Source organism: Kerstersia similis (genome assembly GCF_965139615.1).
Classification (GTDB): Bacteria; Pseudomonadota; Gammaproteobacteria; order Burkholderiales; family Burkholderiaceae_B; genus Kerstersia; species Kerstersia similis.
Genome location: NZ_CBCSIQ010000021.1, coordinates 56,197 through 70,044, shown reverse-complemented (window position 1 = coordinate 70,044; position 13,848 = coordinate 56,197). Strand labels below are relative to the sequence as shown.

Annotated in this window: 9 protein-coding genes and 1 riboswitch; of the genes, 8 read left to right on the top strand and 1 reads right to left on the bottom strand. The window is 58.7% G+C overall.

The annotated features are described in order from the left end of the window. Nucleotides 1-171: 171 nt before the first annotated feature. Nucleotides 172-1,860 carry a membrane protein insertase YidC gene (gene yidC / locus ACNA1V_RS13090; protein WP_415834048.1) on the top strand — a complete coding sequence of 563 codons (1,689 nt, stop codon included), beginning with the start codon at nucleotides 172-174 and terminating at the stop codon, nucleotides 1,858-1,860. A 175-nt stretch (nucleotides 1,861-2,035) separates the two neighbouring features. On the opposite strand, the gene nfsB is transcribed toward yidC, so the two are convergent. Next, nucleotides 2,036-2,743 (bottom strand): oxygen-insensitive NAD(P)H nitroreductase, encoded by a 708-nt coding sequence (gene nfsB, locus ACNA1V_RS13085; protein WP_415834047.1) that lies wholly within the window; start codon nucleotides 2,741-2,743, stop codon nucleotides 2,036-2,038. Nucleotides 2,744-2,927: 184 nt separating this feature from the next. Beyond that, nucleotides 2,928-3,028: riboswitch (TPP riboswitch) on the top strand. 51 nt (nucleotides 3,029-3,079) lie between these two features. Here nfsB and ACNA1V_RS13080 point away from each other — a divergent pair. The 7 genes from ACNA1V_RS13080 (at nucleotide 3,080) to ACNA1V_RS13050 (ending at nucleotide 13,818) form a co-directional block, all read left to right on the top strand. Then, nucleotides 3,080-3,865: a 3-oxoacyl-ACP reductase gene (locus ACNA1V_RS13080; protein WP_415834046.1), complete on the top strand. Its 786-nt coding sequence runs from the start codon at nucleotides 3,080-3,082 to the stop codon at nucleotides 3,863-3,865. A 14-nt stretch (nucleotides 3,866-3,879) separates the two neighbouring features. Next, the gene (locus ACNA1V_RS13075) at nucleotides 3,880-5,166 is read left to right on the top strand and encodes an LLM class flavin-dependent oxidoreductase (protein ID WP_415834045.1); all 1,287 of its coding nucleotides are present in this window, start codon (nucleotides 3,880-3,882) and stop codon (nucleotides 5,164-5,166) included. A 433-nt stretch (nucleotides 5,167-5,599) separates the two neighbouring features. Further along, nucleotides 5,600-6,115 (top strand): sigma-70 family RNA polymerase sigma factor, encoded by a 516-nt coding sequence (locus tag ACNA1V_RS13070; protein WP_415834044.1) that lies wholly within the window; start codon nucleotides 5,600-5,602, stop codon nucleotides 6,113-6,115. A gap of 3 nt (nucleotides 6,116-6,118) precedes the next feature. Next, nucleotides 6,119-7,126, top strand: coding sequence for a FecR domain-containing protein (locus tag ACNA1V_RS13065; protein WP_415834043.1), 1,008 nt, complete (start codon nucleotides 6,119-6,121; stop codon nucleotides 7,124-7,126). A 270-nt stretch (nucleotides 7,127-7,396) separates the two neighbouring features. Then, entirely contained in the window at nucleotides 7,397-10,204 is a 2,808-nt protein-coding gene (locus ACNA1V_RS13060) for a TonB-dependent receptor (protein ID WP_415834042.1), read from the top strand. Between the two features lie 120 nt (nucleotides 10,205-10,324). Further along, complete coding sequence (locus tag ACNA1V_RS13055) at nucleotides 10,325-12,760, top strand: PKD domain-containing protein (RefSeq protein WP_415834041.1); 2,436 nt, start codon at nucleotides 10,325-10,327, stop codon at nucleotides 12,758-12,760. Nucleotides 12,761-12,966: 206 nt separating this feature from the next. Continuing rightward, nucleotides 12,967-13,818, top strand: coding sequence for a hypothetical protein (locus tag ACNA1V_RS13050; RefSeq protein ID WP_415834040.1), 852 nt, complete (start codon nucleotides 12,967-12,969; stop codon nucleotides 13,816-13,818). Nucleotides 13,819-13,848: the final 30 nt, after the last annotated feature.

Below are 13,848 nucleotides of genomic sequence, written 5' to 3'. Positions count from 1 at the left end.
CCCCAGGATACCCCCGCCCCCTCATCCGGTTCTACACCGGATGCCGCCCCGGCACGCACTAAGCCGGCCTCTTCCGTACAAAGTCCGCCATAAAAGCCTGCCCAGGCATCAAGCTACGTTAAACTGGCACGCTTTGTTGCGATACGCACCAACCCCTTACTGCATGCGCCAATGGATATCCGACGTACCATCCTGTGGATGATTTTCCTGTTTTCGCTGCTGCTGTTATGGAATAACTGGCAGGTTCACAATGGCAAGTCTTCGCTGTTCGCCCCGTCGAGCACCGAAGCTGCAGCGACCACTCCCAACGCCGCAACGCCGGGCACGCCCGCTGATGCCAGCGTACCGGCCAGTGCCGCGCCGACACCCCCCGCTGCCGCCAGCCTGCCTGGCGCCGCACCGGTAGGTGCCGCAACGGCCGACAGCAAGCCCTTCACCATCGACAATGGCGTGCTGCGCCTGGACTTCGACCTGAACGGCGCGCAAATCGTGCGCGGTGCCTTGTTGAAATTCCAGGACTCCGAAGACGAGACCCGCCCGGAAATGCTGCTGGATAACGTCCAGGGCAATTACTACGTGGTCCAGACCGGAGCCGTCGGCAGCACCAATGGCACCCCGTTCCCCAACCACCTGACGCCGTTCTCGCTGGTCAGCCATACCCAGGCTGCCGACGGTTCGCAGGTCGTGGTGTTCGAAGCTCAGTCAGGCGGCGCCTTGCTGCGCAAGACCTACACGCTGCAGCAGAACCGCTACGACATCCATGTGCGCCATGAAGTGATCAACCAGTCCGAGCAGGCAATCGCCCCCTCGCTCTATCTGCAGATCACCCGCGACGGCAACAATCCGCCCAATACCTCCAGCTTCTACAGCACCTTCACCGGCCCGGCCGTCTATTCCGACGCCGAAAAGTTCCAGAAGGTCAGCTTCTCCGATATCGAGAAGAACAAGGCCAAGTACGAGCGCGAGACCAATAACGGCTGGATCGGCATGGTGCAGCACTACTTCGTCACCGCCTGGGTGCCGCCGCAAGGCACGCTGCGCAAGAACGAACTGGTGCAAATTCAGCCCAACCTGTACGCCGCCCGTACCATCGAATCGCTGGGCGCCATCGCTCCCGGCGCATCCGCCGGCATGGACGCGCAACTGTGGGTCGGCCCGCAGGATCAGAAGGCGCTGTCCGAAGTGGCGCCGGGCCTGGATCTGGTCGTGGACTACGGCTGGCTGACGATCATCGCCAAACCGTTGTTCGTGCTGCTGACCTGGCTGCACAGCCTGCTGCACAACTGGGGCTGGTCCATCGTTGCACTGACGGTGCTGATCAAGCTGCTGTTCTTCCCGCTGGCGTCGGCAAGCTACCGCTCCATGGCCCGCATGAAGAACGTGGCGCCGCGCCTGCAGGCGCTCAAGCAGAAGTACGGCGACGACCGTGCCAAGCTGAACGCCGCCATGATGGAGCTGTACCGCACCGAGAAGATCAACCCGCTGGGCGGTTGCCTGCCCATGGTGGTGCAGATCCCCGTGTTCATCGCCCTCTACTGGGTACTGCTGGCCAGCGTGGAAATGCGTGATGCACCGTGGATTCTGTGGGTGCACAACCTGGCCGCACCGGATCCCTTCTTCATCCTGCCTGCCGTCATGATGATCACCATGTTCGTGCAGATCAAACTGAACCCCACGCCGCCGGATCCCATCCAGGCCAAGGTCATGATGATCATGCCGCTGGTGTTCGGCGGGATGATGTTCTTCTTCCCGGCAGGTCTGGTGCTGTACTGGTGCGTCAACAACGCGCTGTCCATCGCCCAGCAGTGGGTCATTACCCGCAAGATCACTCAGGCCAGCGCCAAAGCGGCCAACAGCTGATCGCATTGCCTGGCGCCCGGTACCTTGAGTTACCGGGCACCCTGAAAAAAACGGGCTGGAGAGAAACTCTCCAGCCCGTTTTTCATGCGGCATCAAGGTGACGTCGGCCTGGTGCCTGGCAGCCGGATGAGCGCCCGTGCTGCCAACGCCCACCCACGACCACAGGCCAGCCTCATCACAACAGCGTCAATACCTGCTCCTGCGGCAGACGCGATTTGGGCAGCTGGGCATTGAAGTCCGTCTCGCTGTGATAACCCAGCGCCACCATGACAACACTGCTATAGCCTTGGGCACGTAACCCGAATTCCTCGTCGATCGTGCGGAAATCGAAACCTTCGATCGGCGTCGCATCCACCCCCAGTGTGGCAGCGCCCAGCAACAAGGCACCCGCCGCCAGATACACCTGTTTTTCCATCCAGTGACGCTCATCCTTCAAATCGTAGCGGTGCAGATTCACATAGGACTGGCGGGATTTGCGCTGATTTTCACGCGCCTCATCGCTGGCAAAGCGGCCATCCTCCTGTTCCTGCCTGAGAATACCGGCCAGATGCGCGTCATCCATGCGCTCCCTGGCACAAAGAATGACCACATGGGAAGCATCGCGAACCTTGCCGGCGTTATAGGCAAAGTTGCCTTCCAAGCGGGCGGCAATGCGGTCGCGGGACTCATCACTTGCCGCCACCACGAAATGCCAGGGCTGGGAATTGACGGAGGAGGGGTTGTAACGCAACAGCGTCAACAGGGCATCCACCACTTCCGGCGGCAACCGCCGCGTGGCGTCATAAGCCTTGGCGGTGTACCGGGTACGCACGGTTTCAGCAAGCGCCTGGGCAGCTTCGGACAACGGCACAGTGGTGGAATCAGTATCAATAGAAGCAGACATCGGCAAACTCCTGGAAGATCCGAAAGTGAGAGGGGGATGGGGCAGCACCCTCCCATCGTAGCGGGCTGCCGGCGCCGGGAAAAGGCCTGGCCACGTTTTAACTGCAAAGGGACGGGTTATATGGCCATCGGTTCCCGTCATGGATGAATTTCGCGCTATCTGTGTTCCATGCTATGTTCACGGACTACGCGACACGGGGTGTCCCTGACCATGACAGGGGCTGAGATGACACCCGTAGAACCTGATCCAGTTCACACTGGCGAAGGGATGTCCAGGCGCATCCGGCCCAGCTGGCCCACGCCCTCGTCCTCTTCGCCCTTTCCGGAGGAGAGGGCCATGCCCCACCACAGCAATACGACTCCCAGCCTCGACCAGCAGATCGTTCTCGTCACGGGCGGCGCACGCGGGTTGGGCGCAGCCATCAGCCAGGCCTTCCTGGCGGCAGGCGCCAAGGTTGTCATCAACTACCACAGCAGCCATGCAGCAGCGGAAACCCTGGCCGCCAGCGCACCGCAGCAAGCCCTGGCGCTGCAGGCCGATGTGCGTGATGCCGCAGCCGTGCGCCAGCTGTTCGAGCGCGCCCAGGCGCATTTCGGCGGCAATATCACCACCGTCGTCAATAATGCCTTGCCCAGCTTCAGCTTCAATGGCGACGCCCGCCCCCATGCGGACCAGCTCACCTGGGAACATTTACAGCAGCAGGCCGAAGGCGCGCTGCGCGGCGCGCTCAATACCATCCAGGCGGCCCTGCCCGGTATGCGGGCCGCCCACTTCGGCCGCATCGTCAATATCGGCACCAATCTCGTACAAAACCCGGTGGTGCCCTACCACGACTACACCGCTGCCAAAGCCGCCTTGCTGGCCTTCACCCGCACCCTGTCGCAAGACCTGGGCCCGGATGGCATCACCGTCAATATGGTATCGGGCGGCTTGCTGCGCACCACTGATGCCTCATCCGCGACACCCGAAGCGGTATTCGACCTGATAGCCGCCAATACGCCGCTGCGTAGTGTCACCGAACCTGCCGAGTTGGCAGATGCCGTCCTCTTCTTCGCTTCGCCCTGGGCGCGCGCCATCACAGGCCAGAATCTGGTGGTCGATGGCGGGCTGGTGAAAAACTGAGGCCGATACGAACCATGATGCACCTGAATCTGTTCATTCTCGGCTGCGGCCACCATCGTGCCGCCTGGCGCCACCCGGCTTCGTCGGTCGAACGTATGGGCGACGTTCGCTATTACGAGGAACTGGCGCAACTGGCCGAACGCGGCAAGCTGGATGCCGTATTCTTCGCCGACGGCCAGGCCGCTGGCAATGTTGCCGATGGCCCTTACTGGTTCCTGGAGCCGTTGACCCTGCTATCGGCCATGAGCCGCGCCACGGAGCGCATCGGCCTGATCAGCACCGTTTCCAGCACCTTCTTCACGCCATTCCATGCGGCCCGCATGGTGGCTTCGCTGGATCATATTTCCAGCGGCCGTATCGGCTGGAACGTCGTCACCTCCATGTTCGACACCGAAGCCCGCAATCACGGCTACGAAGCCATGCCGCCGCATGAATGGCGCTATGAACGCGCGGAGGAATTTGTCGATGCGGTACTGGCCCTGTGGAACTCCTGGGATGCCGACGCCCTGAAATTCGACCGGGCAGGGGACTTTGCCGATGCCGGCAAGGTGCGCCCGATCAAGCATCATGGCAAGCATTTCCTGGTCGATGGCCCGCTGACCGTACCGCCCATGCCGCAACGCCATCCGGTGCTGTTCCAGGCCGGCGCCTCCGACCAGGGGCGGGATCTGGCAGCACGCCGCGCCGAAGCCATTTACGCCGTCGCCTACGACCTGCCCGCCGCACAATCCTATTACCGGGATATCAAACGCCGCGTGCGCGAAGCCGGCCGCACGGAAAATGTGCCCATCATGCCGGGGCTGGTCACCTATGTCGGCGCCACCGAAGCAGAAGCCCGTGCCAAACAGCGCGAGCTGGATGAGCTGCTGCCCAGCGAAGCATCGCTGCGCCAGCTGGAAACCTTCATCTACCAGGATTGCATGAACTGGGAACTGGACGCCCCCGTGCCGCCCTTGCCACCCCTGGAAACCTTCCCAGGCCCCAAAGGCCGTTATGGCACCATCCTGCGCATTATCGAAAAAGAGCAGCCGACCTTGCGCCAGTTGCTCGGCAGGCTGGCCGCAGGCGGTGGCCACTGCACCATGGTCGGTACGCCGGAAAGCATTGCAGATGAAATGGAGCACTGGTTCCGCAACGAAGGGGCCGATGGCTTCAACCTGATGCCTCCGGCGCTGCCAGCCAGCATCGAAGACTTCATTGAACAGGTCGTGCCCGTTCTGCAAAAGCGTGGCCTGTTCCGCAAGGAATATGAAGGAACAACCTTGCGTGACCATCTCGGCCTGGCCAAACCCGCCTGCTGACCTCCGCAGGCCAATCAGGCCCATGGCCATTCCAGTCACTCGGCCGCCATTCATAACAGGCAGATAACGCGGCAGCCCCCGATGCCCCCGGGCTGCCGCGCATCCTTGCTGCACATCCCGCACCGCACACCCTGCACCGGCTTGCTGCGCCGCACTGACAGGGAAGTTGCCCACAACCTTTCCACAACCTGCCCACAGGGTTATCAATCAGTTCCGCACAGGGTACTCCCCAGGCTTATCCACATCCTTGCCTGGCAGGCATCGCCACGCTGTTCCCCTGGCCCATACCAGATCGCCACTGCGGACATCCTGGCGACGTTTCTCTACCGCAGTCGTTGCAGTATCCGCACAGCCGTATCAAATAATGTTGAGATCGTGTCTTATTTTCATGTATCTTAATATGCAGCGTTGGCTTCCTTTTGCGAATACTGCCATGACACCCATTGATTCGCTGCGCCAGCAGACTCTGTCCGACCTCTATCATGCGCACCACGGCTGGCTGATATCCCTGCTGCGGCGCAAACTGGGGCGGGACGGCGATGCTGCAGCCGACCTAGCCCAGGATGCCTTTCTGCGTCTGATGCGGATAGACCTGGCTCCGGTTCTGGCAGCGCCGCGCTCCTATCTCACGGTAGTGGCTGATAACCTGATTGTCAGCCGCCATCGGCGTGCCCGGCTGGAACGCGCCTATCTGGAAGCCCTGGCCGCGCAGCCCGACCAATACGCGCCCTCCGTCGAAACCCGCTGCATTGTGCTGGAAACCCTGGAAGCGCTATGCAATATGGTGGAAAGCTTCGACCCCCGCACCCGGCGCATTTTCCTCCTGGCCCAACTTGAAGGCCTGAGCTACCCGGAAATCGCTGAACGGCTGGGTGTGCACCTCAGCGCCGTCAAACGCGACATGAGCAAAGCCTATCTGCAGTGCTACCGCATCGCCTACGGAATCTGAGCCATGCGAGCCTCTCTCAGCCTTGATGCGCCATCCCGCCAACCTGACGAAAACGTAGTTTCCGCCGCCATTGAATGGCTGATTCGCCTGCGTTGCGAAGAAGGCGCCGACCTGCGCGCGGCCTGTCAGCGCTGGCGTGCGCAACATCCCGACCACGAACTGGCCTGGCAGCGCATCACGGCACTGGACTCCGACTTCAGCAAACGCCGCCAGCAACTCGACGGCATGGCGGCAAGCAATGCCGTCGAACAAGTCTTGCGCAGCGACAGCCGCCGCCGGGCCTTGAAAAAAGGAGGCCTGGGGCTATCCTGTTTACTGCTGCTGGCTGCCTGGCAACGCAAACCGCTGGAAGCCCAGTGGCATATCATGCAGGCGGATCTGCGCACCAGCACCGGCGAACAACGGTCACTCACGCTGCCGGACGGCACCCGGCTGCTGCTCAACACCGACACTGCGCTGGACATCCGCTATGACGACACCATGCGGGCCCTGGTTCTGCACCAGGGGGAAATCCATATCGCCACGGCGCAAGACCCGCAGCAGCGTCCCTTTGCCGTATTGACGGCACAAGGCCGCATCACTCCCATCGGCACCCGCTTCACAGTTCGCAACGACAACACCGCCGCACCCACCACAGTTCAAGTACTGGCCGGCGCCGTCAACCTGTACCCGGCCGAGCGGCCCGACACCCCATTGCGCCTGGATGCCGGGCAGGGCAGCAGCTTCGACCGCCTGGGGGCCGCCACACCCACCGCCCTGCCTGCCACCGCTGCCGCCTGGGTCGATGGCATACTGGCTGCCGACAACATGCGACTGGATGCCTTTCTCGAAGAACTCGGCCGCTACCGCAAGGGCTGGTTGCGATGTCATCCCGACGTCGCGGCGCTACGGCTGACGGGTACCTTTCCCGTGCAGGACACCGAACGCATCCTGGCCAGCCTGCCGCGCTTCTTGCCGGTGCAAATCCAGCGTAAAAGCCGATACTGGATTAACGTCGCACCACGTGGCTGACCCTGACCTCGGCTTCCCCCCGTACCCATAAGCCCCCTATGTCTATAGGCTGCCGACCCGCAGCCATCAGGCTGACCGCGCACAGGCCGCATGCCTCCCTCTGCAGCCACGGCATGCCAGCCCCCCCTCGCCGCAAGCCGGGCACTTAGCACTTGAACAGGAATTTGTAACAACAGCGAACCAGATCCATTCTCAAGCGTTATGTCATAGGAAAGCGGCAGATTCCTGACCTGGAATACGCGCCGTGCCTTATTGCTTGAGAAACTGTTCATGCCTGTACGCCGTTTCCGTTGTGTTCCCGCGCCTCTGGCAGCCCGCCTGCCCGTAACGCGCACCGTATTGTGCTGCGCCTTGCTGGGCATGATGGCGCCGCCCTTGTGGCCAGCCAGTACCGCCCATGCTGCCACGGCAACAGCTGCCATGCCGGCCGACGCCGCCCGGATCGACTACGCCATTCCTGCCGGCCCCTTGAGCCAGGCGCTCATCCTGTTCGGTCGCACCTCGGGCAGCCTGGTGACGGTAGATCCGGCCCTGACGGCCGGCGAACAAAGCCGTGGCGTACGCGGCAACTATCGTCCGGCAGAAGCGCTGACACTGCTGCTGGCCGGCACCCGCCTGGAAGCCGTTGCGACGCCTGAAGGCGGCTGGCGCCTGCGTGCCCGCCCTGAAAACAATAGCCGTGGCGTGGCCGAACTCAGCAGCGTGGAAGTCATCGGCCAGGCGCAGGACGCCAAGGACATGCCTTACCAAAGCGCCTTGTCAGCCAGCGTCCTCACCCGTGACGACATCGAACGCTTCCGTGGCACCTCCGTCGGCGACATCTTCCAGGGTGTACCCGGCGTGCTGGTCGGCGAAAACCGCAACTCCGGCGGCCTGGACATCAACATCCGTGGCATGCAGGGGCAGGGACGGGTACCCATCCTCGTCGATGGCGCGCGCCAGGAAACCACCGTCAACCGCGGCTACTCGGGCGTCATCTCGCGCAGCTATGTTGACCCCGACCTGATCGGTGGCATCACCATCGAAAAAGGCCCGGTCATGAGCGCACAGGGCACAGGTGCCACCGGCGGCCTGGTCACCATGCGCACCCTGGACGCCGCCGACATCGTCAAGGACGGCGAAAGCTTCGGCATTCGGGTGCGGGGGCAGGCAATAGGTAACAATAATGGGTCTGCTGTCGAACCAGGAACACCAGCGGGGCTATTCACCGGCAATTTTCACGGCGCTAAGCCGGTTTATCGCACAGATTGCGTGAACCCCACGATTTGCAGTGGGGAATATGCACTGCCCACCGAATGGGGTAATCCGGAAAACTTTGACCGGCCAGGGCCGCTCCATCCCAAAAGCTGGGCAGGCAGCCTTGCACTCGCCCAGCGGCTGGACCATATCGACCTGATTGCTGCGTACTCCCAACGCCACCAAGGCAACTATTTTGCGGGCACACATGGCCCCAGCGCCTGGATGGATCTTTCCGACACCAAGAGACGGGGTACGTTCTATACCGAGGTTTACCCAAAAATCCAGGGGGCTACCCGCTTCGAAGCGGGAGAGCGTATTCCTGGCACCAACTACGAAAGCAAGTCGGGGCTGCTGAAAGCCAAAGTTTATCTGCCTGCCGATCAGGACCTTGAGTTGAGCTGGTTGCGGTACAGCAGTGTGTATAGCGAACTCATGCCCGGCAACCTTTTCCGTCTGGAAAACATCATACCGATCACACAACCTCGCAATAGCGATGTTGTCGCCAACACCCTTACCAGCCGCTACCGCTGGGTGCCCGCAGACAACAACTGGTTTGATCTGCGCGCCAATCTCTGGCACACGCGCACCAAGGCAACGAACAACAGTCCGAGCACCACAGAAGTCGATCTGTACAACAACGAACGGGAAACCTATAAACGCACAGGCCTGGATCTGAGTAATACCTCATCCTTCTCTTGGGGTTGGCTCGGCGAAAGCCAGTTGCGCTACGGTATCGCCACCCAGTGGGAAGACGTACACACGACAGCCTTGACGGAAGACTTCCGTGGACTGGCCGGACGCAATGGAGACCGCCGCGAATACAGCGCCTTCATTGCCTGGCAATACAAACCCGTCTCCAGCATCACCCTGGACGCGGGGCTTCGATATAGCCGATTCAAATCCAATGATGACAAACCTATCCAGGTTTACAGCCCGAACAATCCCTATTGCGTGGATGCCGACGGCGACGGGCGATGCGATCCTATCGACAACAGCAACCGCTCAAGCGGCAGTACGCCAATCGTCAGTCTGACTTGGGAGCCACTGACTGGCCTGCAACTCTACGGCCGCTACGCAAAAGCCATGCGTATGCCGAGCTTGTTTGAAAGCACCAGCGGTTTCTCGTTCGAATCCGTCCCAGACATCCCCTTGAAGCCGGAACGGGCGACCAACAAGGAAATCGGCCTGAACTTCCTCGCCAGTGGCCTGCTCACCAGTACCGACCGCCTGCGTCTCAAGACAGCCTATTTCCGTAATTACACAAAAGACTACCTGACCCGTACCAACAAGAATGTCTGGGAGTTCGGAAATGACGCTGGCTCAATGGTCATGCGCAATATTGAAGGCGCCAGATTTCATGGTATGGAAATTTCCGGCGACTATGACGCTGGCGTGATCTTCACTGCATTCGGAGCGACCAAATACAACAAGATAGAAATCTGCCACCGAGGCAGCTACCGCGTGAATATCTGCAATGACTATGGCATTGCCGGCAGCTATCTGAACAATATGGTTCCACCAAAATGGAATGCCAGCTTCACGTTGGGAACGCGGTTGTTCGATCAAAAACTGACGCTGGGTGCTCGTGGCACCTTCATGGGACAACGCACCAACGCACCTGAATTCAATGACGATACCGCGCATGGCTTCTTGAAAATCATCCCTTGGCATTCATACAAAGTCTTTGATTTCTTCGCCAACTACAAAGTCAATGAAACCGTATCCATTGACTTCAATATCGACAACTTCACCGACAGGTTTTACCTGGATGCCTTGGGGCTGGGGCTGATTCCTGCTCCTGGCCGGACTGCCAGGTTAGGCATCACGCTGCAAATGTAAGCCTTGGTGGACATGAATATTTTCTTAAGAATCACCTCCCACAATCATTTTTCCGAGAATTTCCATTCTGAGCATTATTGCGCAGCGTCAGACTGACACGCTTTCAAAGGACAGAACTCAATGACATTCATACCGATTAAAAAACTGTTGGCTGCCTTGACGGGCACCACAGCCATGCTGTTGGCCGCATGCGGCGGCGGGGGCAGTGATGGTAGCGATGACAACAACACGGCACAAAAACCCAGCGCCGTCATCAAGGCAGACGCAACCACCGTCTCTATGGGTACCACCGTCGCCCTGGATGGCAGCGCCAGCACATCTCCCAACAACGGCACGCTGAACTATCAATGGGCATTGTTGAGCAAACCAACCGGCAGCCATGCTGATCTTTCCGGTCAAAGCTCCGCTACAAGCTCTTTTCTCGCCGATCAACCTGGAGAGTACAAAGCATCGCTGATCGTTAACGACGGCACGGCGGGCAGTGATGCCGCCAACCTGACAATTACCGCAACCAACCCTAACCCGGTAGCCATCATTGATCCGGCGGAGCAAACCGTTCTGCAAGGCAGCGTCGTCCGGCTCAATGGCGAGAAAAGTTTGGCGCCGCACGGAGAGAACCACAACGGACTCCAGTATCAGTGGACGATCGTTGAACAGCCTCAGGGTACGCCTCAAACCATACTGAGCAATCCGAATAGCCGGGAAACAAGTTTTTTTGCTGAGAAAAATGGGGCGTATCGTGTCAGTCTGACCGCGACTCACGGACAGAAAACCAGCACCACGGCCGAAACACTGATCAAAGTCAATAATGGCAATAGTGCACCGGTTGCCGCGATAAATGTACCCAAGACTGCATTCATTGGGGACACGGTAACCCTGGATGGCAGCGGTAGTCATGACCCGGATGGGGATGAGCTGAAATATCATTGGATCATCCCTAAAACGGTAGATAATATTACTGGCAGCCCTTGGCCCGCCGGATCAACGGCAAAGATCCTGAGTGCAAACAAAGCTATTGCCCAATTTTCCCCTGATGTAGCCGGCACTTATCACATTGTCTTTTATGTGTATGACGGCAGTGTCATGTCAAGCAAAGAAGCAAGCATAAAAGTTTCAAAGCGGCCTGGAGATACAACTAACCATGCTCCTGTTGCCCGTATCAGCATTAGCAACCCCCACGAATGCGAAGAAGGCGGCCCATATCCAAATTACCAGATATGCGCCGTGGGAAATAATTCCTATGATATCGACGGCGATCCGCTAACGTATCGCTGGCGCTATTGGAATACTGCCACTCCTGGAGATATCCTCCTCAGCACAGATCCGACAATTTATATTTCGTCTGCTTCGCAAAGCACATGGGAAATCGAATTGCAAGTCAATGACGGCAAGCTGGATAGCGCAGTGGACAGCAAGACACTGATAATCAAACCTGCTGCCAATGTCGCACCGGAAGCTATCGCTCAGACCGAGTTCAGCAAAATATTGATCAATGACACAGCCGAACTGGACGGCAGCCAAAGCAGTGACAAGAATGGGGATCAGATGACTTATCTCTGGACCTTGGCACTCAAACCCGATGGCAGCACGGCTGAGATACAGGATAAAGACAAGAAATTTGCCAAACTCAAGACAGATAAGCCCGGGCTTTATATTGCTGACCTGCAGGTGTCCGACGGCAAACTAAATTCCAAAGAAACCCGTGATTCCCGCATCAGCATCTTCGCCAAGGCAAAGAACCATGCCCCTATCATCACGCAATGGGGTATCGGTGCTGACGGTACCACTACGACAGGAGGTACGCCGATTGCAGATGGCCAAGCCGTTCTGCTGGTAAACGACGCGAAGGTCATCAGTGCAGTGTTCCATGCCGTGGACCCGGACAATGACAGTCCGCTGATGGGACTGGCCACTGTGACTAAAAGTCCAGAGGGAAGCAAAATGTTGTTATCGCATATCAGTCGCACCCAGCCTATCAACGGTATGGTTGACTTCGGCAACCATACCGAATTCATTGCAGACAAGCCGGGGGACTATGAAATGGAATTTGTTGTCAGTGATGACATTGATAACAGTGAAACCGTGCGTCTTGCCTTCCAGGCGGTGGCCAATAAAAGCAGCTACCCCAGTCTATTGCTAGAACGCCTGATCATGCGCTTCGGCATAAAAGAAACTCAAATATTTTTCCCACAAAAGTTTAATCGCGACCTGGCACAACTCCTTACCCAGTCCAGCTCATTGGATAACTATCGGCTGACAGCGGTTGACCAGGACTACACCATCACAGATGTCGTCAACCAGTCAAACACCAGCGGTTTGCAAGCCAAACTCATGGGAATCGAAGAAGGGTTGATTATCAAAAAAGGCGATAGCCTGGATTTCAGCCTGGTGCGTCCAACACTGGATAATGAGCCAGCCATTATTGCCGCCCTGCGTAGCAGCAATACCACCGAACGCGATGCACAACTTGCCATCCTGAAAGAATACAAATTCTCTACCTCTTTCAAGATCAAGGAACGTGCAGGATTTGAGTTCCGGATAGGCATCAATCAGTAAGTATCCATGGCGGGCTTGCTGCACAGGCAAGCCCGCTAAACACCCGATCATCTTCTAACCCGTCAACGAATCATACTCATGGAACAACGAACTTCCTGTAGCCCTTGCTGGCACCACGCTATGTAAAGCGCTGCGCCTTTATCGACCGGTAAAGGCAGATGAGGTATGCCTGTGGATCGCACAGGCTTTTCATTCAGGAGCAGTTCATGAAGCATGTCATTCTTGCTAGTGCATTGATCGCCATCTTTGGTGCCGCCCAGGCACAAACGGTTCCCCCATTCAACAGCGTCGGCAACACGACCAGCGACCTGCCTGACAACCAGGCCCCCTTGCGCGTCGGCGGCGCTACCTTGACGGGCTTCCACGGCCCACTGGATGCGCCTGGGATTGGCTTCAATGATTCATCTCGCCCTGATGGTTATTACATCATCAGCCTGCAAAGCATCAATAATTTCAGCGCCAACGGCAGCGTTTCCTCTGCCGGCAAGATATTCAATCAGTACCGGCTGAATGGCTATGCACACGCTGGCAATCCGCCTACAGGTCCCGCCATCTCAACCAACTTCAATTGGGGCAAGGTCAATGCCTCGGCCAGGCAGGTGTACTACGGGATTGCCACCGATCATGCAGACAGCAAGCCCACGCGCGTTGACACGGCCTTCGAGGTAGGTGACAACATCGGCTTCGTCGTGCCAGTGGCGAAGACGGAGTACGCGGCGGCAGGCTTTGTCGCATTGGCTTCGCGCGCAGCATCCGTTGCGCCCACCACGCTGACGGGTACGCTGACCCTGGAAGCCAACTACCAAAGCCTGCACGGAGAACTCGCTAGGACTGACGGCACGGGTGGCCTGGAAATCAGTGCAAACAATATCAATGCCACCGCTGGTACATTCGACGGCACTTCCCACTATACCAATACAGCACTGGGCTACATCATCGACGGTACGACCAAGGGCCACTTCTATAGCTCGGGCGATACCAGCTCCCTGGCTGGCGTGGCCAGCGGCAGCAACAGCGCCGACAGCTTCGTTGCCTCCTTCGGTGCCACGAAGAAGTAAGCAGACTGCGTAACTGACCTGTCAGTCTTT

Bases quoted from the DNA above. Each gene is read 5' to 3' on its own strand.
- yidC (WP_415834048.1), top strand. From the start codon at position 172: ATGGATATCCGACGTACCATCCTGTGGATGATTTTCCTGTTTTCGCTG.
- nfsB (WP_415834047.1), bottom strand. From the start codon at position 2,743: ATGTCTGCTTCTATTGATACTGATTCCACCACTGTGCCGTTGTCCGAA.
- ACNA1V_RS13080 (WP_415834046.1), top strand. From the start codon at position 3,080: ATGCCCCACCACAGCAATACGACTCCCAGCCTCGACCAGCAGATCGTT.
- ACNA1V_RS13075 (WP_415834045.1), top strand. From the start codon at position 3,880: ATGATGCACCTGAATCTGTTCATTCTCGGCTGCGGCCACCATCGTGCC.
- ACNA1V_RS13070 (WP_415834044.1), top strand. From the start codon at position 5,600: ATGACACCCATTGATTCGCTGCGCCAGCAGACTCTGTCCGACCTCTAT.
- ACNA1V_RS13065 (WP_415834043.1), top strand. From the start codon at position 6,119: ATGCGAGCCTCTCTCAGCCTTGATGCGCCATCCCGCCAACCTGACGAA.
- ACNA1V_RS13060 (WP_415834042.1), top strand. From the start codon at position 7,397: ATGCCTGTACGCCGTTTCCGTTGTGTTCCCGCGCCTCTGGCAGCCCGC.
- ACNA1V_RS13055 (WP_415834041.1), top strand. From the start codon at position 10,325: ATGACATTCATACCGATTAAAAAACTGTTGGCTGCCTTGACGGGCACC.
- ACNA1V_RS13050 (WP_415834040.1), top strand. From the start codon at position 12,967: ATGAAGCATGTCATTCTTGCTAGTGCATTGATCGCCATCTTTGGTGCC.